The sequence below is a fragment of the Massilia sp. AB1 genome (assembly GCF_018119385.1).
Classification (GTDB): domain Bacteria; phylum Pseudomonadota; class Gammaproteobacteria; order Burkholderiales; family Burkholderiaceae_D; genus Telluria.
Genome location: NZ_JAGKSG010000037.1, coordinates 20,174 through 46,523, shown reverse-complemented (window position 1 = coordinate 46,523; position 26,350 = coordinate 20,174). Strand labels below are relative to the sequence as shown.

General features: G+C 67.2%; 24 protein-coding genes. 14 read left to right on the top strand and 10 right to left on the bottom strand.

Translation table 11 applies throughout. From position 1 onward, the window contains the following. Positions 1–939: tetratricopeptide repeat protein (locus tag J8847_RS18545; protein ID WP_229513014.1), on the top strand; the 939-nt coding region annotated here is incomplete at its 5' end. Between the two features lie 6 nt (positions 940–945). On the opposite strand, the gene J8847_RS18540 is transcribed toward J8847_RS18545, so the two are convergent. Together J8847_RS18540 and J8847_RS18535 are read right to left on the bottom strand one after the other, a co-directional pair. After that, on the bottom strand, positions 946–2,103 hold the full coding sequence (locus J8847_RS18540; protein ID WP_211526191.1) for a pyridoxal phosphate-dependent aminotransferase: 1,158 nt from the start codon (positions 2,101–2,103) through the stop codon (positions 946–948). Positions 2,104–2,128: 25 nt separating this feature from the next. Further along, a complete protein-coding gene (locus J8847_RS18535) occupies positions 2,129–2,602 on the bottom strand; it encodes a putative toxin-antitoxin system toxin component, PIN family (protein WP_211526190.1) in 474 nt (157 codons plus the stop codon). Between the two features lie 36 nt (positions 2,603–2,638). Here J8847_RS18535 and yaaA point away from each other — a divergent pair, with 36 nt between their 5' ends. Next, positions 2,639–3,409, top strand: a complete 771-nt coding sequence (gene yaaA / locus J8847_RS18530; RefSeq protein ID WP_211526189.1) for a peroxide stress protein YaaA — start codon at positions 2,639–2,641, stop codon at positions 3,407–3,409. Between the two features lie 33 nt (positions 3,410–3,442). Here the strand turns inward: yaaA and J8847_RS18525 are convergent, their stop codons facing one another. Continuing rightward, positions 3,443–4,279 (bottom strand): outer membrane protein assembly factor BamD, encoded by an 837-nt coding sequence (locus J8847_RS18525; protein WP_211526188.1) that lies wholly within the window; start codon positions 4,277–4,279, stop codon positions 3,443–3,445. Positions 4,280–4,379: 100 nt separating this feature from the next. On the opposite strand from J8847_RS18525, the gene J8847_RS18520 reads away from it, so the two are divergent. Together J8847_RS18520 and pgeF are read left to right on the top strand one after the other, a co-directional pair. Continuing rightward, positions 4,380–5,438, top strand: a complete 1,059-nt coding sequence (locus J8847_RS18520) for an RluA family pseudouridine synthase (RefSeq protein WP_211526187.1) — start codon at positions 4,380–4,382, stop codon at positions 5,436–5,438. Continuing rightward, a complete protein-coding gene (gene pgeF, locus J8847_RS18515) occupies positions 5,438–6,214 on the top strand; it encodes a peptidoglycan editing factor PgeF (RefSeq protein WP_211526186.1) in 777 nt (258 codons plus the stop codon). The genes J8847_RS18520 and pgeF overlap by 1 nt, the downstream gene beginning before the upstream one ends. A 26-nt stretch (positions 6,215–6,240) precedes the next feature. On the opposite strand, the gene J8847_RS18510 is transcribed toward pgeF, so the two are convergent. Continuing rightward, positions 6,241–6,453 (bottom strand): hypothetical protein, encoded by a 213-nt coding sequence (locus J8847_RS18510; RefSeq protein WP_211526185.1) that lies wholly within the window; start codon positions 6,451–6,453, stop codon positions 6,241–6,243. Positions 6,454–6,504: 51 nt separating this feature from the next. Between J8847_RS18510 and phaC the strand changes: the two genes are divergently transcribed. The 5 genes from phaC to J8847_RS18485 all read left to right on the top strand — a co-directional run bounded on the left by phaC (position 6,505) and on the right by J8847_RS18485 (position 18,931). Further along, positions 6,505–8,259 carry a class I poly(R)-hydroxyalkanoic acid synthase gene (gene phaC / locus J8847_RS18505; protein WP_211526184.1) on the top strand — a complete coding sequence of 585 codons (1,755 nt, stop codon included), beginning with the start codon at positions 6,505–6,507 and terminating at the stop codon, positions 8,257–8,259. Positions 8,260–8,479: 220 nt separating this feature from the next. Continuing rightward, positions 8,480–9,037 carry a polyhydroxyalkanoate synthesis repressor PhaR gene (gene phaR, locus J8847_RS18500; RefSeq protein ID WP_211526183.1) on the top strand — a complete coding sequence of 186 codons (558 nt, stop codon included), beginning with the start codon at positions 8,480–8,482 and terminating at the stop codon, positions 9,035–9,037. Positions 9,038–9,160: 123 nt separating this feature from the next. Beyond that, positions 9,161–10,609 carry a 30S ribosomal protein S12 methylthiotransferase RimO gene (gene rimO, locus J8847_RS18495; protein ID WP_229429754.1) on the top strand — a complete coding sequence of 483 codons (1,449 nt, stop codon included), beginning with the start codon at positions 9,161–9,163 and terminating at the stop codon, positions 10,607–10,609. Between the two features lie 19 nt (positions 10,610–10,628). Beyond that, positions 10,629–11,795 carry a cystathionine beta-lyase gene (locus J8847_RS18490; RefSeq protein ID WP_211526182.1) on the top strand — a complete coding sequence of 389 codons (1,167 nt, stop codon included), beginning with the start codon at positions 10,629–10,631 and terminating at the stop codon, positions 11,793–11,795. A gap of 146 nt (positions 11,796–11,941) precedes the next feature. Continuing rightward, a complete protein-coding gene (locus J8847_RS18485; protein ID WP_211526181.1) occupies positions 11,942–18,931 on the top strand; it encodes a VCBS domain-containing protein in 6,990 nt (2,329 codons plus the stop codon). 46 nt (positions 18,932–18,977) lie between these two features. On the opposite strand, the gene J8847_RS18480 is transcribed toward J8847_RS18485, so the two are convergent. Further along, positions 18,978–19,340 (bottom strand): hypothetical protein, encoded by a 363-nt coding sequence (locus J8847_RS18480; RefSeq protein ID WP_211526180.1) that lies wholly within the window; start codon positions 19,338–19,340, stop codon positions 18,978–18,980. Positions 19,341–19,386: 46 nt separating this feature from the next. Then, on the bottom strand, positions 19,387–19,830 hold the full coding sequence (gene trxC, locus J8847_RS18475) for a thioredoxin TrxC (protein ID WP_211526179.1): 444 nt from the start codon (positions 19,828–19,830) through the stop codon (positions 19,387–19,389). Between the two features lie 136 nt (positions 19,831–19,966). Between trxC and J8847_RS18470 the strand changes: the two genes are divergently transcribed. From J8847_RS18470 to J8847_RS18455, 4 genes are all read left to right on the top strand, one after another. Beyond that, the gene (locus J8847_RS18470; RefSeq protein ID WP_211526178.1) at positions 19,967–20,701 is read left to right on the top strand and encodes a DUF72 domain-containing protein; all 735 of its coding nucleotides are present in this window, start codon (positions 19,967–19,969) and stop codon (positions 20,699–20,701) included. A gap of 38 nt (positions 20,702–20,739) precedes the next feature. Then, positions 20,740–21,570: a Mut7-C RNAse domain-containing protein gene (locus J8847_RS18465; RefSeq protein ID WP_211526177.1), complete on the top strand. Its 831-nt coding sequence runs from the start codon at positions 20,740–20,742 to the stop codon at positions 21,568–21,570. Continuing rightward, a complete protein-coding gene (locus J8847_RS18460) occupies positions 21,567–22,001 on the top strand; it encodes a hypothetical protein (protein ID WP_211526176.1) in 435 nt (144 codons plus the stop codon). The genes J8847_RS18465 and J8847_RS18460 overlap by 4 nt, the downstream gene beginning before the upstream one ends. Positions 22,002–22,108: 107 nt before the next feature. Next, positions 22,109–22,495: a cupin domain-containing protein gene (locus tag J8847_RS18455; RefSeq protein ID WP_211526175.1), complete on the top strand. Its 387-nt coding sequence runs from the start codon at positions 22,109–22,111 to the stop codon at positions 22,493–22,495. A gap of 58 nt (positions 22,496–22,553) precedes the next feature. Here J8847_RS18455 and J8847_RS18450 read toward each other — a convergent pair whose 3' ends face one another. Next, on the bottom strand, positions 22,554–22,961 hold the full coding sequence (locus J8847_RS18450; RefSeq protein ID WP_211526174.1) for a hypothetical protein: 408 nt from the start codon (positions 22,959–22,961) through the stop codon (positions 22,554–22,556). Positions 22,962–23,027: 66 nt separating this feature from the next. Then, a complete protein-coding gene (locus J8847_RS18445) occupies positions 23,028–23,393 on the bottom strand; it encodes a DUF1304 domain-containing protein (protein ID WP_211526173.1) in 366 nt (121 codons plus the stop codon). A gap of 125 nt (positions 23,394–23,518) precedes the next feature. On the opposite strand from J8847_RS18445, the gene J8847_RS18440 reads away from it, so the two are divergent. Beyond that, positions 23,519–24,067, top strand: a complete 549-nt coding sequence (locus J8847_RS18440) for a hypothetical protein (RefSeq protein ID WP_211526172.1) — start codon at positions 23,519–23,521, stop codon at positions 24,065–24,067. Between the two features lie 19 nt (positions 24,068–24,086). Here the strand turns inward: J8847_RS18440 and J8847_RS18435 are convergent, their stop codons facing one another. Together J8847_RS18435 and serB are read right to left on the bottom strand one after the other, a co-directional pair. Then, positions 24,087–25,376 (bottom strand): SGNH/GDSL hydrolase family protein, encoded by a 1,290-nt coding sequence (locus J8847_RS18435; protein WP_211526171.1) that lies wholly within the window; start codon positions 25,374–25,376, stop codon positions 24,087–24,089. A gap of 125 nt (positions 25,377–25,501) precedes the next feature. Further along, complete coding sequence (gene serB / locus J8847_RS18430; RefSeq protein ID WP_373999942.1) at positions 25,502–26,350, bottom strand: phosphoserine phosphatase SerB; 849 nt, start codon at positions 26,348–26,350, stop codon at positions 25,502–25,504.

Below are 26,350 nucleotides of genomic sequence, written 5' to 3'. Positions count from 1 at the left end.
CCGGGGCGGCCCCCCCACCGCGGCCGGCGGGGGACGCGCCGGGCGGGGGCGGCCGGCGCGACGGCGGCGCTGGCCGTGGCCGGCGTCGTCGGCTGGCGCATGCTGGGCCAGAAGCCGGCCCCGGCGCCCGCCGTGGCCGCCGCGCCCAAGCCTGCGCCTGTCCTGCCCAAGGCGCCCGAGCCTACACAGGCGCTTGCGTTCGAGATTCCCGTTCCCCCGCGCGAGGATCTTGGCGCGCCACTCGCCGAAGAAAAGCCTGTCGACAAGGCTGCGCCGGTGAAGAAGGCACCGGCGAAAGCTGCGCCCAAGCCGGCGGCGAACAAGGAGGAGCCGAAGGTGGCGCCGGTGAAGACCGGCGGCCGTGTCGAAGCGGCGCCCCAGCGCGCCGAGAACGCCTACCGCCGCGCGCTGGCCAGCCTGGAAGACGGCCGCGTGACCGAGGCCATCGCCGGCCTGCAGGCCGCGCTCAAGGCCGACCCGCGTCACGAAGCGTCGCGCCAGACCCTGGTCAGCCTGCTGATCGAAGCGGGACGCCCGGAAGAAGCCATGCGCCAGCTCGGCGCGGCGCTGGCCCTCGATGCGCGCCAGCCGGCGATGGCGATGCTGATGGCGCGCCTGCAGCTCGAGCGCGGCAGCCCGGCGGTCGACACCCTGATGCGCACCTTGCCTTACGCGGCGGGCAATGGCGAATACCACGCCTTCCTGGCCGGCGTCCTGCAGCAGGAACAGCGCCACCGCGAAGCGGCCGAGCACTACCAGGCGGCGCTGCGCACCGCGCCGATCAATGGCGTGTGGTGGATGGGCCTGGGGATCTCGCTGCAGGCCGAGAAGCGCAATCCGGAAGCCGCGGGCGCCTACCAGAAGGCCCTGGCCAGCGGCACGCTGTCCCCGGAACTCCAGGCCTTCGTCGAGCGCAGGCTCAAGCAGCTGGGACGCTGAGCGGCCTTACAGCCGCGCAAGACGCTCCAGCGCCAGCTGCAGGGTCTCGTCTTTTTTCGCAAAGCAGAAGCGCACGATGCCCGATTCCGTCGGCTGGCTGTAGAAGGCCGACACGGGAATCGCGGCCACCTTGGCCTCCGCCGTCAGCCATGTCGCGAACTCCGCCTCCGGCAGGTCCGAGATGGCCTCGTAGCGCACGCACTGGAAGTAGGTCCCGTCCGCAGGCAGCAGGGTGAAGCGGCTGCCGGCCAGGCCTTCGCGGAACAGGTCGCGCTTCCTCTGGTAGAAGCCCGGCAGGTCCAGGTAAGGCGCCGGGTCGCGCATATAGGCCGCGATCCCGTGCTGCATCGGCGTGTTGACGGTGAAGACGTTGTACTGGTGGACCTTGCGGAACTCCGCCATCAAGGGCGCCGGCGCGGCCACGTAGCCGACCTTCCAGCCGGTCACGTGATAGGTCTTGCCGAAGCTCGAGACCACGAAGGCGCGTTCGGCCAGCACCGGGTGGCGCGCCACCGAGGCGTGCGGCTGGCCGTCGAAGACCATGTGTTCGTAGACTTCGTCGGACAAGACCAGGATGCCGGTCCCGTCGACGATGGCGGCCAGCGCGTCCAGGTCGGCCTGGCGCAGGATGCTGCCGGTCGGGTTGTGCGGCGTGTTGATGACGATCATGCGGGTGCGCGGCTTGATGGCGGCGGCCACGCGTTCCCAGGGCACGCTGTAGCCCTGCTCGCCGACCTGCATCGCTACCGGCACCACCACGCCGCCGGCCAGGGCGATCGCGGGCGCATAGCTGTCGTAGGCCGGCTCGATCACGATCACTTCGTCGCCCGGATGCACGCTGCACAGGATGGCCGTGATCAAAGCCTGGGTGGCGCCGGCGGTGACGGTGATTTCCTGGGCGCTGTCGTAGCGGCGGCCGTACAGGGTCTCGATCTTGGCCGCGATGGCCTCGCGCAGGGCCGGAACGCCGGTCATGAAGGGATACTGGTTGTGGCCGGCGCGCATCGCCTCGCTCACCTGGCCGACCAGGCGCGGGTCGCAGTTGAAATCGGGGAAGCCCTGGCCGAGGTTGACGGCCTGGTGCTGCGCGGCGAGCGCGGACATCTGGGTGAAGATGGTGGTGCCGACCAGCGGCAGGCGGGAAGCGATGGCGGGAGTAGTCATGGTCACGATGCGGAAGAACGAACGCTTATTCTAGCGCCGCGTCCTGAACCGTGCTGGCGGCGGCCCGGGCCTTGATCCAGGCTTCCGGCAGCATGATGCGGAACAGGCCTTCGCGCGCCGTCTTGCGGCCCAGCTTGAGCAAGGCCTTGTCCTTGGTGATCAGGACTTCGGCGCCCGCATCGCGCGCCAGCTCCATGAATTTCTGGTCGTCGCGGTCGGTGCAGACCGGCAGCCGCACATGCACGGCATCGGGCGCCACCACGCGCAGCAGGGCGTCGAAGCGCGCCGCCGCCTCGGCGCGGCCCGCCTCGTCGAGCGGCAGGTGAGGGTAGCGCAGCACGGCCAGGTATTCGTCGCGGCAGTCGGCGCGGGTCACCGCCACGACCTCACCCGTTTCGAGCGCCGCCATCAGGGCGGACCAGCGCGGGTCGTGGAAGACGAACAGGTCGAGCAGCACATTGGTGTCGATGACGATGGGTTTGCGGGAAGCGGGTATCATGTCGGTTGTTTATTTGAAGAAAAGCTTGTCTGTTCCATGCTGATTGTCCTGTCGCCCGCCAAATCCCTCGACCTCGAGTCGCCGAGCACCACCCCGCAGCACACCATCCCCGATTTCATCGACAACGCCGCCGAGCTGGTCAAGGTGCTGCGCACCTATTCGCCGGGCCAGATCGCGGAGCTGATGGACTTGTCGGACACGCTCTCGATGCTGAACGTGACGCGCTACGCCCACTGGCATCCGGACCACAGCGAAGCCCGCCAGGCGATCATGTCCTTCAACGGCGACGTCTACGCCGGCCTGGCCGCGCGCACCCTGGCGCCGCAGGCGCTGGACTTCGCCCAGCGCCACCTGCGCATCCTCTCGGGCCTGTACGGCCTGCTGCGCCCGCTGGACCTGATGCATCCCTACCGCCTGGAGATGGGCACCAGGCTGCCGAATGCGCGCGGCAAGGACTTGTACGCGTTCTGGGGCGAGACGATCACGCAAGCGCTGAACCGCCAGCTGCGCGAACTCGGTTCGACGGCCCTGGTCAACCTGGCGTCGGAAGAATACTTCAAGTCGGTCAAGCCGAAGAAGCTGGACGTGCCGGTGATCAATCCCGTGTTCGAGGACTGGAAGAACGGCAAGTACAAGATCATCTCCTTCTTCGCCAAGCGCGCACGCGGCATGATGGCGCGCTACGCGGTGGAGAAGGCGATCCTGGACCCGGAACAGCTCAAGGACTTCGAGGTCGACGGCTACGCCTTCGAGCCCTCGGTGTCCGGCGAGCGCGAGTGGGTGTTCCGCAGGAAGATCGCCGAATAAAACAGCGGCCCGGTGAACCGGGCCGCTCGAGGCTTACAGGGCGTCTTTCGGCGCCGGCTTCGGCGCCGCCTTCGACCAGAACTGCCACCACGGGGCTTCGCCCTTGGCGTTCGGGTTCAGGAAACGGCTGTTCGGATAGTTCAGCGTGAACACGCGCTGGGTGTCGTCGCGCAGCACCGGCATGCCGAGCTTGTCGTAGGCACGGACCATCAGGAACAGCGCTTCCTCGCGCGCCGGAGCGTCGCTGTAGTTGGTGACCGCATCCTGGGCGCGGTTCAGGGCGGCCAGGTAGGCGCCGCGGCGATAGTAGTAATTCGCCACGTGCACTTCGTACTGCGCCATCGCGTTGATCAGGTAATTCATGCGCTGGAGCGAGTCCGGCGTATATTTACTGTTCGGGAACTTGTCGACCAGGGCCTTGAAGGCGGCGAAGGCTTCGCGGGTGGCCTTCGGATCGCGCTCGGTCGGGTCCTGCGAGTAGATGAAGCTCAGGAAGCCCAGCTGGTCATTGAAGTTGATCAGGCCGCGCAGGTAGTACATGTAGTCGACCTGGGGATGGTTCGGGTGCAGCTTGATGAAGCGCTCGACGGCGGCCAGCGCCTCGGCCTGGTCCTGCGCCTTGTAGTGGGCGTAGGCGATTTCCATCTGGGCTTGCGAGGCGTAGGTGCCGAACGGATAGTTGGATTCCAGGCGTTGGAACAGCTTGATTGCCGCTTCGTAGTGCCCGCCGGCCATCTCATCGCGCGCCTCAGCGTATAATTTCTCCGCTGACCAGTTTTTGCTTGCGTCGGTGGCTTCCGGCAACATGCCGCATGCCGACAGGCCGACGAGGGCGCAACTTGCGACCAATACAGACAATTTTTTTTGCATAGCTCTTTGCAAGAAAGTTTTACCTAGATTCAACAACGAACAGCTGATTATAGCTGATGGAACTGACGTGATATTAACTCCTGCGCCGGAATCGGCGGAAATGCCTTTCGACACCGATCTGGACGACGACCTGGAAGGCGGTTTTGCCGCTGCTTCCGGCGTCGACCTGTCGCCGATCACCCTCAACCTGACGCCGGAAGCCTGCGGCCAGCGCCTCGACAAGGTCATCGCGGCCCTGGTGCCGCAGTTCTCGCGCAGCCGCCTGCAGCTCTGGTTCGAAGGCGGCCACGTGCAGGTCGACGGCAAGCCCGCGCGCGGCAAGGATACCGCCTATGGCGACGAGACCGTGCTCATCGAGCCGCAGGCCGCGCCGGAAGACACGGCGTTCACGCCCGAGGCGATGGAGCTGAACATCGTCCACGAGGACGATGACATCCTGGTCGTCAACAAGCCGGCCGGCCTGGTCGTGCACCCGGGCGCGGGCAACTGGACAGGGACCCTGCTCAACGGCCTGCTGCACCACTGCCCGCAGCTGGTGGGCGTGCCGCGCGCCGGCATCGTGCACCGCCTGGACAAGGACACGAGCGGCTTGATGGTGGTCGGCAAGACCCTGGCGGCCCAGACCGACCTGGTGCGCCAGCTGCAGGCGCGCACCGTCAAGCGCGAATACTTCGCCCTGGTCTGGGGTACGCCGCGCATCGCCGGCACCATCGATACCGGCATGGGCCGCGACCCGCGCGACCGCGTCAAGATGGCGGTCTCGACCAGCCCCTTCGCCAAGCCGGCGATCACCCACTACGAGCGCGTCGCCACCGGCGAGCTGGACCGCCGTCCGGTGAGCCTGGTGCGCTGCAAGCTGGAAACCGGCCGCACCCACCAGATCCGCGTGCACATGCAGTCGCTGGGCTTCGCGCTGGTGGGCGACAGCGTCTACGGCAAGCGCCACCTGACCCCGGTCTTCCACCGCCAGGCGCTGCAGGCGCGCCGCCTCGGCCTGGTGCATCCGGGCACGGGCGAGCAGTGCGAATGGACCGTGCCGCTGGCCGAGGACTTCGCCGAGCTGATCGCCCGCGCGGGCATCGAAGAGCCGAGCGACGAAGACGTGCCTGTCCAGGACATGCTGGCCGCCGAGGACTTCGACGAGGCGGACGACGAGTGATGGATCGCGACGCCCTGGTATTCCCGGACTGGCCGGACCTGCCGGCATCGATCGGCGCCCTGGCGACCAGCCGCGATGGCGGCGTCAGCAGCGGGCCGTATGACGACGGCAAGGGCGGCGGCGGCCTCAACCTGGGCCTGCACGTGGGCGACGATCCGGAGGCCGTGCGCGCCAACCGCGCACGCCTGCAGGAGTGGCTGCCGGGCCGTCCGGCCTGGATCTCGCAGGTGCATGGCGCCGACGTGGTCGATGCCGTGACGGTCGGTCCAGACAAGCCGGTGCGCGTGGGCGACGCCAGCATCGCGACGCAGGCCGGCGTGGTCTGCGCGATCCTCACGGCCGATTGCCTGCCGGTGCTGTTCGCCGACCTGGACGGCAAGGTGGTGGGCGCGGCCCACGCCGGCTGGCGCGGGCTGGCGGGCGGCGTGCTCGGCACGACGGTGGCCGCGATGCGCCAGGCCGGGGCAGGGGAGATCACGGCCTGGCTGGGCCCGGCGATCGGCGCGACCGCTTTCGAAGTGGGACCGGACGTGCTGGAGGCATTCCTGGCCGCGCTGCCGGGCGAGGCGGCCCGGGCGGCCTTCCAGCCCTATCCTGGCCGCGAAGGTAAATACCTGGCCGACATGTTCGCGCTGGCCAGGCTGATGCTGGCCCGCGACGGCCTCACCCGTGTCCACGGCGGCACGCTGTGCACGGCCACCGCGCCGGAACGCTTCTATTCCTACCGCCGCGACGGCGTGACTGGCCGCCAGGCAAGTTTGATCTGGCTCAAATGATACACAGGGGCGGGCGGCGATACTGCTCAGCTGTCGCCGCCTGCTTCGCCCGTCTTCTCTGCCATCCTGGCCTGCAATTCCCGTTTCGCGCGCCGCCGTTTCGATCCTGTCAGGTAAAAAAGGATAGACAAAGGCACCACGCAGTAGGCAAGAAACGTCATAATCCCTCCGGTAACGGTCGGTTCGGTTGCCGCCATGAGTACGACGACGTAAATCCAGGCGACGGCCACGATCCACATGATTTGTTTCCTTTGGTGATGACACCCCGATTCTAAACAACGGACGACCATATGAACATGCCCGACCCGCAAGCCTTCGCTTCCTCCTGGATGTCCCAATTCGCCGATCCTTCCGCCTGGCAGAGCTGGATGAGCATGCCGGCCATGACCCCGGCGGCAAACGGGCACAACCCGCTGGCAGGCATGCTGAAGGATTTCGGCGCCGGCATCGCCCCGGCCAGGCTGGAGGCGCTGCGCGCCGATTACCTCAACAAGGTCGGCCAGCTGTGGCAGGACTTTATGTCGGGCAAGAGCCCGGTGTTGCACGACAAGCGTTTCTCCGGCTCGGCCTGGAGCGAGAACCCGATGTCGGCATTCTCGGCCGCGTCCTACCTGCTGAATTCGGAATTCATGCTGGCCCTGGCCGATGCGGTCGACGCCGGTCCGCGCGAGCGCCAGAAAATCCGCTTCGCGGTGCAGCAGATGGTCGACGCCATGTCGCCGGCCAACTTCTTCGCCACCAATCCGGAAGCGCAGAAGCACCTGATCGAAACCAAGGGCGAGAGCCTGACCAAGGGCCTGGCCAATATGCTGGCCGACCTGCAGAAGGGCCGCATCTCGCAGTCGGACGAATCCGCCTTCGAGGTCGGCCGCAATGTCGGCACCACGCCCGGGACGGTGGTCTACGAGAACGAACTGTTCCAGCTGATCCAGTACACGCCGACGACGCCGACCGTGCACGCCGTGCCGCTGGTGATGATTCCGCCGTGCATCAACAAGTTCTACATCCTCGACCTGCAGCCGGAAAACTCGCTGGTGCGCTACGTGGTGGAGCAGGGCAATACCGTGTTCATGGTGTCCTGGCGTAACCCGGACCGCAGCCTGGGCAACGTGAGCTGGGACGATTATGTGGAGAAGGGCGCGATCCGCGCACTGGACGTGGTGGGCGAGATCACCGGCCAGGAGAAGGCGCACGTGTTCGGCTTCTGCGTGGGCGGCACCATCGCCGCCACCGCGCTGGCCGTGCTGGCCGCACGCGGCCGCCAGCCGGCCGCCAGCCTGTCGCTGCTGACCACCTTGCTGGACTTCAGCGACACCGGCGTGCTCGAAGTCTTCGTCGACGAGGCGCAGGTGGCGCTGCGCGAGCAGACCCTGGGCAGCGGCGGCCTGATGCCGGGACGCGACCTGGCCACCACTTTCTCGGCCCTGCGCCCGAACGACCTGGTGTGGAACTACGTGCAGCAGAACTACCTCAAGGGCAAGGAACCGCCGGCCTTCGACCTGCTGTACTGGAACGCCGACAGCACCAACCTGCCGGGCCCGATGTTCTGCTGGTACCTGCGCAACACCTACCTCGAGAACAAGCTGAAGGTGCCGGGCGCGCTCACCGTGTGCGGCGTGCCGGTTGACCTGGGCGCGATCGACGCCCCGACCTTCATCTACGGTTCCAGGGAAGACCACATCGTCCCCTGGCAGGCGGCCTTCGCCTCGATGAACTTGCTCAACCCGAAGAACCCGAAAGCCAACCGCTTCGTGCTGGGCGCCTCCGGCCACATCGCCGGCGTGATCAACCCGGCCTCGAAGAACAAGCGCAGCTACTGGGTGAACGCCAAGACGGGCAAGGGCAAGGCGAAAGGCGGCTTGCGAACCGACGCCGCCTGGTTCGAGGGCGCCGAAGAACACAAGGGCAGCTGGTGGCCGGAATGGGCCGGGTTCCTGGCCGAGCACGGCGGCGAGGATGTGCCGGCGCCTGGCGCCGCGGGCAACAGCCGCTATGCGCCGCTGGAACCGGCTCCGGGGCGTTACGTCAAGGCCCGCGCCGATTGAGGACGCCGCACTGGCGCAGGCGGTTGTCGCTTAGTTGACAAAAAACTTACGTCAGTGATAATTCTAATAATTGCTGCACCTGCGCGGATTGCGTGGTATGGTGTGCCCTGTCCGTCCCCCTGAGCAATACCCGGGTTCACTGGGCGGCGGATTACGGGTTTTTTGGTAACCAATCAAAATGCTTCGCGCGCATGTTGCGATGCAACCTATGGAACTTGAGATGAGTAGTGCAAAGAAGAGTGCTGAACGCCTGATCAAGAAATACCCGAACCGTCGTTTGTACGACACCCAGACCAGTTCTTACATCACCCTCACGGACGTCAAGCAGCTGGTCCTGGACGCGGACGAATTCACCGTGGTCGACGCCAAGACGAACGAAGACCTGACCCGCAGCATTCTCTTGCAGATCATCCTGGAAGAGGAAGCCAACGGCATTCCCATGTTCTCGAGTTCCGTGCTGGCCCAGATCATCCGCTACTACGGCCACGCCATGCAGGGCATGATGGGTTCCTACCTGGAAAAGAACGTCCAGGCCTTCACCGACATCCAGAACAAGTTCACCAGCAGCGCCGCCGGCGCCCTGGAAGGCAAGCCCTTCAGCCCGGAAATGTGGACCCAGTTCATGAATGTCCAGGGTCCGATGATGCAGGGCATGATGAACAACTACATCGACCAGAGCAAGAACCTGTTCATGCAGATGCAGGAGCAGATGCAGAACCAGAGCAAGGCCATGTTCGGCGCCTTCCCCTTCCCGGGAATGCCGGTCGACAAGAAGTAACAGAAGTCGTCTTTTCACGACATCCGCCGGTCCCGTTCGGGGCCGGCGAACCAGCCCCCGGTTTCACCGGGAGGCCCGCTTCAGGTACAATCGCGGATTGCCCAGATTCTTTGTCGTCCTCCCATGCCTGAACTTCGCCGCAATCCCCTCCCAGCAAACACCGAAACCGCGACTGCCGTCGCCGAACCCGCGCTCGTGATTCCGTCGCCCGCCGCCGGCGTCGCCGCGCCCAAGGTCGGTTTCGTGTCGCTCGGCTGCCCGAAGGCGCTGGTCGACTCCGAGCAGATCCTGACCCAGCTGCGCGCCGAGGGTTACGAGACCGCCAAGTCCTACGACGGCGCCGACCTGGTGATCGTCAATACCTGCGGCTTCATCGACGCCGCGGTGCAGGAATCGCTCGACGCGATCGGCGAGGCGCTGGCCGAGAACGGCAAGGTGATCGTCACCGGCTGCCTGGGCGCGAAGAAGGACGCCGCGGGCGACGACATCATCACCAAGGTGCACCCGAAGGTGCTGGCCGTGACCGGCCCGCACGCCGTCGCCGAGGTGATGGAATCGGTCCACCTGCACCTGCCCAAGCCGCACGATCCCTTCATCGACCTGGTGCCGGACCATGGGGTCAAGCTGACCCCGAAGCACTACGCCTACCTGAAGATCTCGGAAGGCTGCAACCACCGCTGCAGCTTCTGCATCATCCCGTCGATGCGCGGCGACCTGGTTTCGCGTCCGATCCATGAAGTGCTGATCGAAGCCGAGAACCTGTTCAAGGCCGGGGTCAAGGAACTGCTGGTGATTTCGCAGGACACCAGCGCCTACGGCGTGGACGTCAAGTTCCGCACGGGCTTCTGGAACGGCCGCCCGATCAAGACCCACATGACCCAGCTGACCGAGGCGCTGGGCCAGCTGGCGCGCCAGTACGACGCCTGGGTGCGCATGCACTACGTCTATCCGTACCCGCACGTCGACCAGGTCATCCCCCTGATGGGCGACGGCCATGTGCTGCCTTACCTGGACATCCCGATGCAGCACGCCCACCCGGACGTGCTCAAGCGCATGAAGCGCCCGGCCAGCGGCGAGAAGAACCTGGACCGCATCCAGGCCTGGCGCCAGATGAACCCGGACCTGACCATCCGCTCGACCTTCATCGCCGGCTTCCCGGGCGAGACCGAGGCGGAATTCGAATACCTGCTGGACTTCCTGAAGGAAGCGCAGATCGACCGCCTGGGCTGCTTCGCCTACTCGCCGGTCGAAGGCGCGACCGCCAACGAGCTGGCCAACCCGGTGCCGCAGGAAGTGCGCGAAGAGCGCCGTGCGCGCGTCATGCTGCTGCAGGAGGAAATCTCGCTCAAGCGCCTGCAGGCCAAGGTCGGCAAGACCATGCGCGTGCTGGTCGACGAAGTCGGCCCGCGCGAAGCCATCGGCCGCTCGGCTGCGGATGCGCCGGAGATCGACGGCGTGGTGCACATCAAGCGTGCGCTGGTGCCGGGCAAGACCAAGCTGGCCGTGGGCCAGTTCGCCGAGGTGGTGATCACCAAGGCCGACGCCCACGACCTCTGGGCCACCGTGGTCTGACCGGGCAGGGGAGCAGCACATGAACAAGAAATCGCTCCAGACCTCCCTGATCCACAGCGACTACGCCGCGCCGGAAGGCTTCGCGGCCTTCCCGCCGGGGATCCACCACGCCTCGACGGTGCTGTTCCCGAATGTGGCCGCGATGCGCTCCGGCCAATGGAAGGACAAGAACGCCTATACCTACGGCCTGCACGGAACGCCCACCACCTTCACCCTGGAAGCGCGCCTGGCCGAGATCGAAGGCGGCGCGCACTGCCTGCTGGCGCCGTCCGGCCTGGCGGCGATCGCGATGGTCGACTTCGCGCTGCTCAAGAGCGGCGACGATGTGCTGCTGCCGCATAACGTCTACAACCCCAACCGCGAACTAGGCCGCTGGCTGAGCCAGGACTTCGGCGTCACCGCGCGCTTCTATGATCCGATGATCGGCGCCGGCATCGCCGAGCTGATCCAGCCGAATACCAGGCTGATCTGGGCCGAGGCGCCCGGCTCGGTGTCGATGGAAGTGCCGGACCTGCCGGCGATCTGCAAGGCCGCCCACGACAAGGGCGTGCTGGTGGCGCTCGACAACACCTGGGCCGCCGGCCTGGCGCTGCGCGGCTTCGACGCCGGCGCCGACATCGTGATGCACGCGCTGACCAAGTACCAGTCGGGCGGCGCGGATCTCTTGATGGGCGCCGTGATCACCCGCGACCGTGCGCTCAACGACCGCCTGGCGCAGGCCCACATGCGCCTGGGCCTGGGCGTGGGCGCCGACGACGCCTACCTGGTGATGCGCGGCCTGCCGACCATGAAACTGCGCTTCGAGACCCACGACGCCAATGCGCGCAAGGTCGCGCAATGGCTGAAGGAACGTCCGGAAATCACCAGGGTGCTGCACCCGGCCTTCGAGGATTGCCCCGGCCACGCCAACTGGAAGCGCGACTTCCGGGGCGCGGGCGGCCTGTTTTCGGTGCTGTTCGACCCGCGCTATACCGAAGAGCAGACCGACCGCTTCGTCGATGCGCTGGATTTCTTCGGCATCGGCTACAGCTGGGGCGGTCCAAACAGCCTGGTGATGCCCTACCGGATCAAGGGCATGCGCCGCCAGTGGGCGGACGAGGGCATCCTGGTGCGCTTCAATATTGGCCTGGAATCTCCTGAAGACTTGATCGCCGACCTAGCCCAGGCCCTGGCTGCACTCGGCTAGCGTCCCGGCCGGATTCCCTGTCCGGCCGAAAACTGTTGTATTGCTTACGCATAGTCATTTCCATGCGGCAACTTTCGTGTTAAGCTTGCTTCAAAGTAAGTTTAATTGCGTATCGGAAACTCCGAGCGCGCCGACAAGGACCCGCCATGACCACGACTACTTCGTCTTCCAGCACCACGCTGGCTTCCACCATCGATGACCTGACCCTGATCGGTACCGGCAACATCAACGGGACCGGCAACGCGCGCGACAATGTCATTACCGGCAATTCCGGCAATAACACCCTGAACGGGATGGCCGGCGCCGACACCCTGATCGGTGGCGCAGGCAACGACACCTACGTGGTCGACAGCACCGCGGACGTCGTGGTCGAGAAGGAGGGCGAGGGCAGCGATACGGTGCAGGCGAGCGTGACCTACACGCTGTCGGAACATGTCGAAAACCTGACCCTGACCGGCACTGCCGTCGGCGGCACCGGCAACAGCCTCGACAACACGATCACGGGCAACAACGTCAACAATTCGCTCAAGGGCGGCGCCGGTAACGACACCCTGGCCGGCAACGGCGGCAACGACCGCCTCGACGGCGGCCTGGGCGCGGACTTCCTGTCGGGCGGCGTCGGCGACGACACCTATGTGGTCGACGAGGCGGGCGACGTCGTCGACGAGCTGGCCGGCGCCGGCAACGACACGGTCGAATCCTCGATCAGCTACACGCTGGGCGAGCAGCTCGAGAACCTGACGCTGACGGGCACGGCGAATCTCGAGGGCATCGGCAACGACGCCGACAATGAACTGACCGGCAACAGCGGCAGCAACCACCTGGCGGGCGGACTCGGCAACGACACCCTGGACGGCGGCCTGGGCGCCGACCTCATGGAGGGCGGGGCCGGTAACGACACTTATGTGGTCGACAACGCCGGCGACCTGGTGAGCGAAGCCGCGGGCGCGGGCGCGGACACTGTCCAGGCGGGCATCACCTACACGCTGACCGATAACGTCGAACACCTGGAGCTGACCGGAAGCGCCGCCATCGCCGGCACCGGCAACGAGCTCGACAACAACATCGGCGGCAACGCCGCCGGCAACGCCCTGTACGGCCTGGCCGGCAACGACACCCTGGACGGCGGCGCGGGTGCGGACACCCTGTACGGCGGCACCGGCGACGACACCTATGTCGTGGACCACGCCGGCGACACGGCGGTCGAGAACGCGGATGAAGGCCGCGACAAGGTCTTGTCGAGCGTGAATCACGTCCTCGGCGCGAATGTCGAAGACCTGACCCTGACCGGCACGGCCGGCGTCAACGCCACCGGTAACGAGCTCGACAACACCATCACCGGCAACGCCGGCAGCAACGACCTCTACGGCGGCGCCGGCAACGATACGCTGGTGGACAACGCGGGCGCGGACCTCCTGGATGGCGGCGCCGGCGCCGACACCATGCAGGGCGGGACCGGCAACGATACCTACGTGGTCGACGACGCAGGCGACCTGGTCATCGAAGCCCTGAACGGGGGCCAGGACACGGTGCGCTCCAGCATCGACTACACCCTCGGCGAGCAGGTCGAGCACCTGGTGCTGACCGGCGAGCAAGACCTGCGCGGCACCGGCAATGCGCTCAACAACACGATCACCGGCAACGCCGGCGCCAACGTCGTCGACGCGGGCGCGGGCAACGATACCGTGCGCGCGGGCGAGGGCGCGGACTCGGTCCGTGGCGGCGACGGCAACGACCTGCTCGAAGGCGAAGGCGGCGACGACACCCTGTACGGCGAGGCAGGCAGCGACCTGCTCGACGGCGGCCTGGGTGCGGACCACATGATGGGCGGCGCCGGCGACGACACCTACGTGGTCGACGATGCGGGCGACCTGGTGGTCGAAGAAGCAGGCGCGGGCATCGACCAGGTGGAGTCGAGCATCACCTATACGCTGACGGCGGATACCGACAACCTCGGCCTGACGGGCGTGGCCGCCATCGACGGCACCGGCAACGAGCTGAACAACATCATCGACGGCAATGCCGCGAGCAACATCCTGAGCGGCCTGGCCGGCAACGACACCCTCAACGGCGGCGCCGGCGACGACACCCTGCTCGGCGGCGAAGGCCTCGACCTGCTGGATGGCGGCACCGGCAGCGACGCCATGGCGGGCGGCAGCGGCGACGATACCTATATCGTCGACAACGTCGGCGACACCGTGCTGGAACAGGCCGGCGAAGGCGCCGACGAAGTGAAGGCCAGCGTCGACTATTCGCTGGCCGCGAACGTCGAGAACCTGACGCTCACCGGCGTGCGTTCCACCAGCGGCACCGGTAACGAACTCGACAACAAGATCGTCGGCAACGGCGGCAGCAACGACCTGTTCGGCGGCGCGGGCAACGACACCCTGGTCGACAACCTCGGCAACGACAGGCTCGACGGCGGCAGCGGCGCGGATACCATGCAGGGCGGCGCCGGCAGCGACACCTATGTCGTCGACGACGCGGGCGACCGCGTGATCGAGGCCCTGAACGGCGGCACCGACACCGTCGAGTCCAGCGTCGACCATACCCTGGCCGCGAACGTCGAGAACCTCGTCCTCACGGGCACCGAGGACCTCAACGGCTACGGCAACGCGCTCAACAACATCATCACCGGCAACAGCGGCAACAACAACGCCAGCGCCGGCGCGGGCAACGACACCGTCAACGCGGGAGCCGGCAACGACGCGATCGCCGGCGGCGACGGTAACGACGAACTGAGCGGCGAAGCGGGCGACGACCAGCTCCAGGGCGACGCCGGCAACGATACGCTGGACGGCGGCATCGGCGCCGACACCATGGCCGGCGGCCTGGGTGACGACACCTACATCCTCGACGATGCGGGCGACCTGGTGGTGGAAGCCGGCGCGGCCGGCACCGACCTGGTCCAGTCCGGCATCACCTACACCCTGACCGCAAACGTCGAGAACCTGACCCTGACCGGCACGGCCGACATCGACGGCCGCGGCAACGAACTCAACAACATCATCAACGGCAACACCGGCGCCAACCTGATCGAGGGCCTGGCCGGCAACGACACCCTGAACGGCAACGGCGGCGACGACACGCTGTTCGGCGGCGAAGGCAACGATACCCTGAACGGCGGCGTGGGCGTCGACGCCATGCACGGCGGAAGCGGCGACGATACCTATATCGTCGACCATGCCGGCGACCAAACGGTCGAGCTGGACGGCGAGGGCGCGGATACCGTGCAGGCCGGGGTCAGCTACGGCCTGGCCGCCAATGTGGAAAACCTGGTCCTGACCGGCACCGCCGGCAACGCCGGTACCGGCAATGAGCTGGATAACCAGATCACCGGCAACAGCGGCAACAATACGCTGAGCGGCGGCGCCGGCAACGACAAGCTGGTCGCCAACGCCGGCAACGACATCCTCGACGGCGGCAGCGGCGCGGATACCATGCAGGGCGGCATCGGCAACGATACCTATGTGGTGGACGATGCCGGCGATACGGTGGTCGAACTCGCCGGCGCGGGCGCCGATACGGTCGAATCCGGCATCGACTACGTCCTCGGGGCGAACGTCGAGAACCTGGAACTGAAGGGCGCCGCGCTGAACGGCACCGGCAACGGCCTCGCCAATGCGATCACCGGCAACGCAGGCGACAACCTGATCGACGGCGGCGCCGGCATCGATACCATGAGCGGCGGCGCCGGCAACGACACCTACATCGTGGACAACTCGGCCGACGTGGTCGTGGAAGCCGCCGGCGGCGGCCAGGACACGGTCCGCGCCAGCGCCACCTACACGCTGTCCGCGAACGTCGAGCACCTGGTGCTGACCGGGACGGCGGCCATCAACGGCAGCGGCAATGCGCTCGACAACACCCTGGCCGGCAACGCCGCCGCCAACGTGCTGGACGGCGGCGCGGGCGCCGACGCCATGGCCGGCGGAGCGGGCAACGACCTGTATGTGGTCGACAATGTGGGCGATACCGTGGCCGAGGCGGCGGGCGAAGGCACCGACACCGTGCTGGCCAGCGCCAGCCACGTCCTGTCCGCGAACGTCGAGATCCTGACGCTCACCGGCACCGCAGCCATCAGCGGCGTCGGCAACGAACTCAATAACGTCCTCACGGGCAATGCAGGCAACAACGTCCTGGACGGTGGCGCCGGCAACGACAGCCTGGGCGGCGGCGCGGGCGCGGACCTGCTGCTGGGCGGCGCCGGCGACGACACCTACCGCTTCAGCCGCGGCGACGGCAGCGACCGCATCGTCGATGCGCTCGGCAGCGACACGCTGCGCCTGGGCAGCAACCTGACCCAGGCCGACCTGAGCGCGACGCTCTCGGGCAAGGACCTGGTGCTCTCCATCAAGGGCAGCAGCGACAGCGTGGTCCTGGCCGACTGGCTGGGCCAGACCGGCGGCGTCGAGCGCGTCGTCTTCGACAACGGCGCCACGCTCGACCGCGCCGGCATGACCGGGCTGCTGGGCAGTGTGCCGGTCGCTGTCGCCGACCGCATCGCCGCGGGCGAGGACGCCGGCGGCGTCCAGGTCGCGGTGGCCGACCTGCTGGCCAACGACATCAATCCGGCCAGCAGCCTGGAGGCGCTGGGCGCATCGGCCAGCGGCGCCCAGGTATGGCTGGACGGCGACACCGTGCGCTACGACTTCGGCGGCCGCTACCAGGAGCTGGCGCAGGGCGAGGTGGCGCATGACAGCTTCAGCTACACCGTGCGCGACCAACTGGGCCGCAGCTCCACGGCCGAAGTGACGGTCGAGATCGTGGGCGCGAACGACGGCCCCGTGGCCGCCTTCGACAGCGCCGCCATCACCGAAGGCGAAGCCGCGGCCGTGACCGGCAACGTGCTCGCCAACGACAGCGACGCCGACCGCGGCACCGTGCTGCGCGTCGCCCAGCCGGGCACGATCGCCGGCGCCTACGGGGTCTTGAACATCGCCGCGGACGGCAGCTACAGCTATGTGCTGAACGAGGTGGACGCCGGCGCCGCGGCGCAGGCGGTCGACGGCGTCCTGACCGAGCGCTTCAGCTATCTCGCCACCGACGGCATCGCCAGCGCCGACGCCACGCTCGAGATCCGCGTGACCCTGTCGAACCGTGCGCCGACCGCGGCGGCCGACCAGGCGCAGGTGACGGAAGACGGCGGCGCGGCCAGCGGCAACGTGCTGGCCAACGACAGCGACCTCGACGCCGGTACGGTCCTGCGCGTCGCCGCGCCGGGCAGCTATGCCGGCGCCTACGGCACGCTGGAGATCGCCCAGGACGGCAGCTACAGCTATCGCCTGAACGACGGCGACGTCCGTGTGCAGTCGCTGGCCCAGGGCCAGACCCTGAGCGAGAACTTCGGCTATGTCGTCACCGACGGCGTGGCGCAAGCCGGCGCCGTGCTGGACATCCTGATCAGCGGCACCAACGATGCGCCGGTCGTCACGGCCGACGCGGCGCAGGTCGCCGAAGACGGCGTCGTGGCCGCGAGCGGCAATGTGCTGGCCAACGACGGCGACGTCGATACCGGCACCGTCCTGCGGGTCGCCGTGCCGGGCAGCTATGCCGGCGCCTACGGCACGCTGGAAATCGCGCTGGACGGCAGCTACAGCTACCGCCTGAACGACGGCGACGCCCGCGTGCAGTCGCTGGCCCAGGGCCAGACCGTGACCGAGAGCTTCGGCTATGCCGTCACCGACGGCTTCGCGGAAACCGCCGCGGCGCTGGACATCGTGATCAGCGGGACCAACGACGCGCCGGTCGTCACGGCCGATGTGGCGCGGGTCGCCGAAGACGGCGCCGTGGCCGCGAGCGGCAATGTGCTGGCCAATGACGGCGACATCGATGCAGGCACGATCCTGCGGGTCGCCGCGCCGGGCAGCTATGCCGGCGCCTACGGCACGCTGGAGATCGCCCAGGACGGCAGCTACAACTATCGCCTGAACGATGGCGACGTCCGCGTGCAGTCGCTGGCCCAAGGTCAAACCCTCACCGAGAACTTCGGCTATGCGGTCACCGACGGCATCGCCGACACCGCCGCGGCGCTGGACATCCTGATCAGCGGCGCCAACGATGCGCCGGTCGCCACGGCCGACGCGGCGCGGGTCGTCGAAGACGGCCTGGTGGCCGCGAGCGGCAACGTGCTGGCCAACGACAGCGACGTCGATGCCGGCGCCGCCCTCGTCGTCACCGAACCCGGCAGCTATGCCGGCGCCTACGGCACCCTGGTCCTGGCGCAGGACGGCAGCTATACCTACCGCCTGGACACGGCGTCCGCCGCGGTCCAGGCGCTGGCCGAGGGCGCGACGGCGCTCGACAGCTTCCGCTACGGCGCCAGCGACGGCAGCATGACCGTGTACTCGACCCTGGACATCGGCATCACCGGCACCAACGACAAGCCGGTCCTGCAAGCTGACAAGGCAAGCCTGCTGGCGAGCCAGGGCGCGGTGAGCGGCAATGTCCTGCTCAACGACATGGATGTGGATGCGGGTTCGGTGCTGAGCGTCGTCGCCGGCGTCCATGCCGGCCAGTATGGCCAGCTGGTGCTGAACCAGGACGGCAGCTACGTCTACGAGCTGGGCGCGACCGCGGCGCTGAAGTCGCTGGGCCGCGGCGCGAGCCTGGTCGAGCATTTCGACTACACGGCAACGGACGGCTTCGCATCGCTGCTGTCCTCGCTCGACATCACGGTCATCGGCAGCAACGATGCGCCGCTGGTGGCGGCGGCCCTGGCGGACAAGCACATCAACTTCAACAAGGCGTTTTCGTTCCAGCTGCCGGCCGGCAGCTTCACGGATGCCGACAAGGGCGACACCCTGAGCTATTCGGCGACCATGGCCAATGGCTCAGCGCTGCCGAGCTGGCTGAAGTTCGATGCGGCCACCGGCACCTTCTCGGGCAAGGCGCCGAAACTGGTCACTTCGTTCGAGGTGGTGGTGACGGCGACCGACCATGCGACGGGCGCCGGCGGCAACCTGTCGGTATCGGATGCCTTCACCCTGTTCGTCAACCACGGCAACAACGGTATCGGCAACGGCGTCGACGCGCCGCCGCCGGGTCAGGAAACGGAAAAGGATGGTCCGGGCACGGCGCCGGGCGTGCACGTGGTCGGCAGCCCGGAGTTCGGCGCCCACCACCTGTCCTGGTAAGCCATGATGGGGGCAGGCGGCGCGGGCCGCCTGCCGTCCGCTTTCCTCAGACCGGCATCGCCCGGTTGCTGTTCAGGTCCAGGAAACCGCGGATGATGCGGTAGGCCATCCACAGCCAGGCCACGCCCCAGATCAGCATGGCGACCGGGATGCCGATCAGGGTCACCCACAGCACGCCGCCCAGGATCATCCAGGCCAGGTACCACCAGAACGAACGGATCATCCAGGTGTGGTGCGAATACACGATCGTGCCCTGGGTATCGGGGCGCTTCACGTAGTTGACGATCAGGACCAGGATCGACAGGGTGCCCACCGAGAAGAAGAAGGTGAGTGCATGCACGACGTACAGGATGCGCGCGAACTGCTTGGCATTCTCGACACCCTGTTCAAACACGAGTTCCTGGGACATGGCGTCCTCCATGAGGTTCAGTTGACCGAATGATAATCGATTCGCGCTATGCCGGGCGGATTTGTGACTGGACCCAGGCCACGAGCCGTCCTGCATCCATGGCGCCGGCCTGGCGCGCGACTTCGCGGCCGCCGCGGAACAGGGCGATCGTGGGGATGCTGCGGATCGCGAAGCGCGCCGCCAGGTCCTGGGAGCGCTCGGTATCGACCTTCAGCAGGCGCACCATCGGCTCCAGGCGCTGCGCCGCCTGGGCATAGGCCGGCGCCATCATCTTGCAGGGGCCGCACCATTCGGCCCAGAAATCCACCAGCACGGGAATGTCGTTGCGCGTCACGTGCTTCTCGAAACGCGCGCTGTCGACATCGAGCGGACGCGCGGTGAAGATCGGCTGCGAGCATTTGCCGCAGGTGGGCGCATCCTGCAGCCGCGCCTGCGGCATGCGGTTCACTGCGTCGCAGTGCGGACAGACGACGTGGAGCGGGTCGCTCATGGATTCCTCCTGTGTGGGCTGTGATGGAAGGTATTGTATGCGCCTGCGCGCGAAGCTGCCGGCCGGGCCGCCAGCCATGCGCCGCCATGGCTGAGCATTCCGTAGAATCGGGGTCGACAACTTATTCGATCGACCGATGACCCAGAAAAAGACCGGCAGCCTGCTGGTCGGATGCGCGGGATGGAACCTCTGGAAAGAGCACGCCGCGCCGTTCCCCGAGAAAGGCAGCCACCTCGAACGCTACGCGGCCGTGTTCCCGGCCGTGGAGATCAACTCGTCCTTCTACCGCCCGCACAAGCCCGAGACATATGCACGCTGGGCCGACTCGGTGCCCGACGCCTTCCGCTTCGCGGTCAAGGTGCCGCGCGCGATCACGCACGATGCGCGCCTGCTCGACGCCGGCGCGCAGCTGGAAAAATTCGCGCGCGAAGCTGGCAAGCTCGGCGGCAAGCTCGGCTGCCTGCTGGTGCAGCTGCCGCCCAAGTTCGGATTCACGGACGAGCCTGCCAGGACCTTCTTCGGCCAGTTGAACGAGCTGTTCGGCTGCATGGTCGCGTTCGAGGCGCGCCATCCGAGCTGGTTCTCGGACCCGGCCACCGAGCTGCTGCGCGAGCGTGGCATCACGCGCGTCATCGCCGATCCGCCGGCCGGCCAGCCCGGTCCGCATGTGCCCACCAGCGAGGACAATGTGTACGTCCGGCTGCATGGCGCGCCCCGTATTTACTACTCGCGCTATCCGCGCGAGACCATCGATGCCGTGAGGGCCGACCTCGACGCGCACATCGGCAAAGGCCGTACCTGCTGGTGCATCTTCGATAACACCGCGGCCGGCGAATCGGTGCCGAATGCACTCGAATTGATGCACGGATAGTTCATGCAGGGATTTTACGAAAGTGCCATACTGAGTCCATGGTTACCGCAATTTTTAGTTTCCACGAAGAGCTGAACGATTTCCTGCCGCGCGAGCGGCGCGGCCGCACCTTTGCCTCCGAGTGCGCGCAATCGGCAACCACCAAGCACATGATCGAGGCGCTCGGCGTGCCGCATACCGAGGTCGAGGCGGTGCTGGTCAATGGCCAGGAGTGCGGCTTCGACCGCGTGCTGAAGGACGGCGACCGGGTCTCGGTCTACCCGCGTTTCGAAGTCCTCGAAGTCGCCCACGACAGCGCCCCCGAATACCGCTCGCCACTGGAGCGCCTGCGCGAGCGTCCGCTCTCGCGCATGCGCTTCGTCGCCGACGCCCACCTGGGCGGACTGGCGCGGCTGCTGCGCATGGCCGGCTTCGACACCCTGTACGACAACCACTACCACGACGACGACGTCGAGGACATCGCGCAGGACGAGGACCGGGTGGTGCTGACGCGCGACCGCGAGCTGCTCAAGCGCCGCACCATCATGCACGGCTGCTACATCCATTCCCTCGATCCCCCGGAACAGCTGCGCGAACTGTTCGAGCGGCTCGACCTGGCCGATGGCGCACGCCCGTTCAGCATCTGCCTGCACTGCAACGTGCCTTTGCGCGCAGTCGCCAAGGCCGACGTGAGCGACCGCCTGCCGGCCTCCGTGCGCGAGCAGCACGAGGAATTCACGACCTGTGAAAGCTGCCTGCGCGTGTACTGGAAGGGTTCGCACTACAAGCGCATGAATGCGCTGCTGGCCGCCGTCGCCCGCCCCGGCGCGGATGCGCTCGACCGCTTCGCCGATGTAGAATCGCCTGAGGTAAACGACCACCATCCTTGAGCGTGACCGAACCCGCTTATTCTCCGCCGCCGCCGCTGCCATTTCCTGTCCGCGTGGAGTGCCCGCCGGGCGCCTGCGTGTGCGAGCGCGACCGTGTCCTGGCCGATCCGCAGGCCGACTACCGTCCGCTCGCGCTCACGCGCCAGCAGGAGCAGAAGCTGCTCGACCGTATCGAACGGGTCGAGAACTATGAAGACCTGAAGCATGTGCAGGGGCTGATCCGGAAGAACATCGGCGCCGAGTTGCGCATCGAACCGGGGCCCAACGAGGTCCGTACCGTGCGCGGCATCCTGATCGTGCTCGAGGAGCGGCCCGGCCTGTGCAAGAAGGTGCGCCAGTCGGTGCCGGCGGCCGTGCGCCGCCTGCTGGGCGAGCGTCCGGAGATCGCCTACGCCATCCTGGACGCCCACGACCTGTTCGGCGCGCCCTAGGCGGCGCGGCTCCGGCACAGCACGTTCGTCCAAGGCAGGCCCGGCTTGGCTCTTATACAATGATGCCAGGGCGGCAAGGGCCGCCGTGACCAACACTGGAGAAGAGCATGCCGGGCTACAGCATCAACATCGAAGAGAAGACCCTCGCCGGAAACAACTTCCGCGAAGTCCTGTACACCACCCAGCGCAGCCAGCTGGTGATCATGACCCTGCAGCCGGGCGAGGAAATCGGCGTCGAACGCCATGAAGGCCACGATCAGTTCATCCGCGTGGAAGCGGGCGAGGGCGTGGCGCTGCTGGACGGCGAAGAGCACAAGCTGGAAGACGGTGTCGCCGTCGTCATCCCGGCTGGCACCGAGCACAATGTCATCAATACCTCGAAGAGCGAGCCGATGCGCCTGTACACGCTCTACACCCCGCCGGAGCACCCGGACGGCATCATCCATGCGAACAAGGCCGAGGCGGACGAGTACGAGCGCCAGCACGGTCACTGATCAGGTCGTTTGAATGAAAAAAGCCGGCGCGAAGCCGGCTTTCTTGAATGCGGAGTTCTCAGCGCCAGTGGTAAGGCCAGCGCGTACCGATATGGCCGCCCCAGCCGCGATGATGGCCCCAGCCTCGGCCGAAGTTGAAGCCCAGGCCGATCGAGATCGGCGGGTAGTAGTAGCGGGGCCGCTCGGCATACACGGGCTCGGGCGTGTAGACCGGCTGCGGTACATACACCGGCGACACCGTGGTCGGGGTCGAGTAGGTGACGGTCGGGCCGCCGGTCGTGGCCGAGGCCTGGCCGCTGGCGGCGGCGCGGGCGCCCGTGCCGAGCGGTACCGGGGTCACCGACACCACGCGCCATTGGCTGGGATCGCCCGACGATGCGTAGCCGCGGTTGGCGTACTGTGGATGCTGGGTCGCGCAGCCTGCCAGCGTGGCAAGCGACGCGATGATGATGGCAAACTTTTTCATGGCGGTCCTCCTGATCCTTGCATGGTAGCCGCCCGGACGCCGGTTCGCCTTAAGCATTACAGCTTGTTACACCGCAGCCGCCAGCACGGCCGCGAGCGCCAGCAGGGCGGGAAGGGTCTGGATCATCAGGATGCGGCGCTGGACCGTCACTGCACCCCAGACGCCGGCCACGGCCACGCACAGCAGGCCGAAGACGGCGAAGGCGCGCGCCGTATCGGCATCCGGATGCAGGAAGGCCACGGCCAGCGCGGCGGCCAGGAAACCGTTGTAGCAACCCTGGTTCGACATCGCGGGCGCCAGCATCTCCGCCTGCTGTTCGCTCAGGCGGAATACCTTGCGGCCGCGGCTGCGGAACAGCACGGTCTCCAGCAGGAAGATGTAGACGTGGATGAGGAATACCAGGCCCATCAGGATGTTTGCCGCCAGTGCCATGCGCCGCTCCTCTTGAGAAAACAGATATTGTACGGCAGCGATGTTGACTGATGGGCAAGTGATTATCGGTGAGTATTGTCGCCTTGCCACTCCCTATACTAGTTGCTGCACAATCAGGAGACTAGATGAAACGACCACTCACCGCCGCCATCCTGGCCGCCGGCCTCTACCTGGCAGCAGGTTCCCAGGCCTGGGCCCAAACCAAGCTCGACCACCGCCAGCAAATCGAGCAGGTCGTCGAGACCTTCCGCACCTCGATCATCAACAAGGACAAGGACAGCTTCATGAAGCTGTTCCTGCGCGATAACATCACGTGGTCCGCCGCGTTCACTGATGCCAGCGTGGAGCGGCGTCACGCCCGTGTCCGCGCCAAGGACCCGTCGCGGCCTGCTCCGCCAAAGACCTTCAACAGCAACCCGCGCGAGTTCATCGAAGACATCGCCGGCGACCCGGCGCATCTCGAGGAAACCTTCTCGAACGTGCGCATCGACACGGACGGCGATGTGGCCCAGGTCTGGTTCGACTACAGCTTCATGGTCGGCAACTACAAGCAGAACTCGGGCAAGGAAGCCTGGCATTTGCTGCGCACCGAGTCCGGCTGGAAGATCGCCTCTGTTATCTGGTCGATGGAAACCAATCCGGAGCCGCCTCCGCCGCCGAAACCCAAGGCCTGAATCGCGTTCAATCCGTGGCTCAGCCCGCGGCCAGCGCCGCCAGCTGGGCCAGTGGCACGCTGGCCGCCATCGCCTGGTAGCCCGCGTCGCCCGGATGCAGATGGTCGCCGCTGTCGTAGGCGGCGCGCATCCGTTCCGGCGCCTGGGGGTCGCGCAGGGCCAGGTCGAAGTCCGCGACCAGATCGAAGGCGCCGGAGCTGCGCACCCAGGCGTTCGCCGCCTGCCGCGCCGCCTCGCGCGCCGTGTTGAAGTAGGCGTGTCCGCCGAAAGGCGGCAAGCTTGCACCCATCACCGCGACGCCATGCGCATGCGCGCGTTCGATCAGCTGGCGGTAGCCGGCGGCCAGCTCCTCGGTACGCACCGGGCTCGACGCCGGACTGTAGAGAATGTCGTTGGTGCCGATCAGCACCGCCAGCGCGCGCACGCCGGCCGTCGCCAGCACGTCGCGGTCGAAGCGCTCCAGCAGGTCGCGTCCCGCCAGCGGCATCGTCCCGTCGTCGAGCAGCAGGCGATTGCCGCTGATCCCACGGTTGACCACCGCGAACGATCCCATGCCGCTCAGTTCCGCCTGGAAGCGGCGCGCCAGCCAGTCGGGCCAGCGCCGGTTGGCGTTGCTGGTGCTGCCTACGCCGTCGGTGATCGAATCGCCCAGCGCGACGATGACCGCGGCGGAACGATCCGCATCCACTTCCGCCAGCAAGGGCCAGGACGCCAGGGTGCGCAGGACCGGGAAGACCGTGTCGGCCGTATGGTCGCCGCTGGTGGAGACATAGCTGGTCTGGCAGGCGGCGCTGTGCATCGTGCTGAGCGGGACCGATCCGGGCAGGTACAGGCTCACCGCCAGGTCGGCGAAGGCGCCGACCGACAGGTCGACCGGATCGGACAGGGCCGGCGCCCCCGCCGGGATCGTGATGGCGGCGCGTCCGCCGAAGCTCAGCGCGCGGTTGGTCCCGGCAAGCACGCTGGACGCGTTCGAGCGCAGGCCGATGCGGGCCGCGCCGACGCGCAGCGGCGTACTGCCCATTTCATTGGACAGGCGGATGCGCAGGCGCCCCGCGCCGATGCCGGTGCGCACGATCAGGCGCAGGGTCTGGCTGTTGAGGGTCAGCAGGCTGGCGGAAGGAGGCGGACCGGCCGGCGCGCAGCCCCATGCGGCGTACCAGGGAGCCGGCCGAAGAGACTGGGCCGTGGCGCGCGGCGACGAGGCCGCGAGGGCGCCGGCCAGCGCCGGAACAGCCGCGAGCGCGCGGCGGCGGCCGGGATCGGCTGGTCCGTGATCATCGGAAAGGGAAGCGCGTGTCGCCTGCATGGCTGGCTCCTGTCGGTGGACGAGCGGCACGGCATGGCCGCCGATTCACCTTAGTCCAGCGGCGCCGCGCTTCCAACAGGAGTACGCACGAGGTTTGCGCTGCCTCGTGCGGCCGTTTCCCGGCCTTATGCGAGGATGTTCAGCAGGCCATCCAGGCCCGAGAAGTTCAGCGCCACGCTGGCCTGCGCGCGCACCACCGGCTTGGCGCGGAAGGCCACCGACAGGCCGGCGATGCCCATCATCTTGAGGTCGTTGGCGCCGTCGCCCATCACGATGGCCTGGGCCGGGGAGATGCCGAGCTCGCCGCACACGCGCTGGACGGTGCGCTTTTTCTCTTCAGCATCGACGATGCCGCCGGCCACCTTGCCGGTCAGCTTGCCGTTTGCGACTTCGAGCACGTTGGCGTGGGCGAAGTCCAGCTTCAGCCGCTGCTGGAGCCGTTCGGTGAAGAAGGTGAAGCCGCCCGAAACCAGCAGGGTCTTGAGGCCGGCCGCCTGCACCGCCTGGAGCATCGCTTCGCCGCCCATCGAGATGCGCAGGCGCTCCTCGTAGACGCGCTCCAGGGCGCTCGCTTCCAGACCCTCGAGCAGAGCCACGCGGCGCGTCAGGCTGGCGGCGAAATCCAGTTCGCCGCGCATCGCGGCTTCGGTGATCTCGGCCACTTGCGGCTTCAGCCCCTGCATGTCCGCGATCTCGTCGATGCACTCGATGGTGATCAGGGTCGAGTCCATGTCCATGGCGACCAGGCCGAAGTCGCGCAGGCTGCGGCCCGCTTCGATGAAGGTGGCGTCCACGCCGGCGTCGAAAGCGGCCTGCTCGACCTGGGCCTTCAGTTCGGCCGTAAAAGCCACGTCTTCGCAGCGCAAGGCATGGGCGTTGATCGTGTTCGTGCGGACGCCGCCGGCCAGGCGGGCGAGAGCAGCGAGCGTGTCGGGGGCGGCCTGCGGCCCCTGGAGAACCAGGTTCATGGTCAT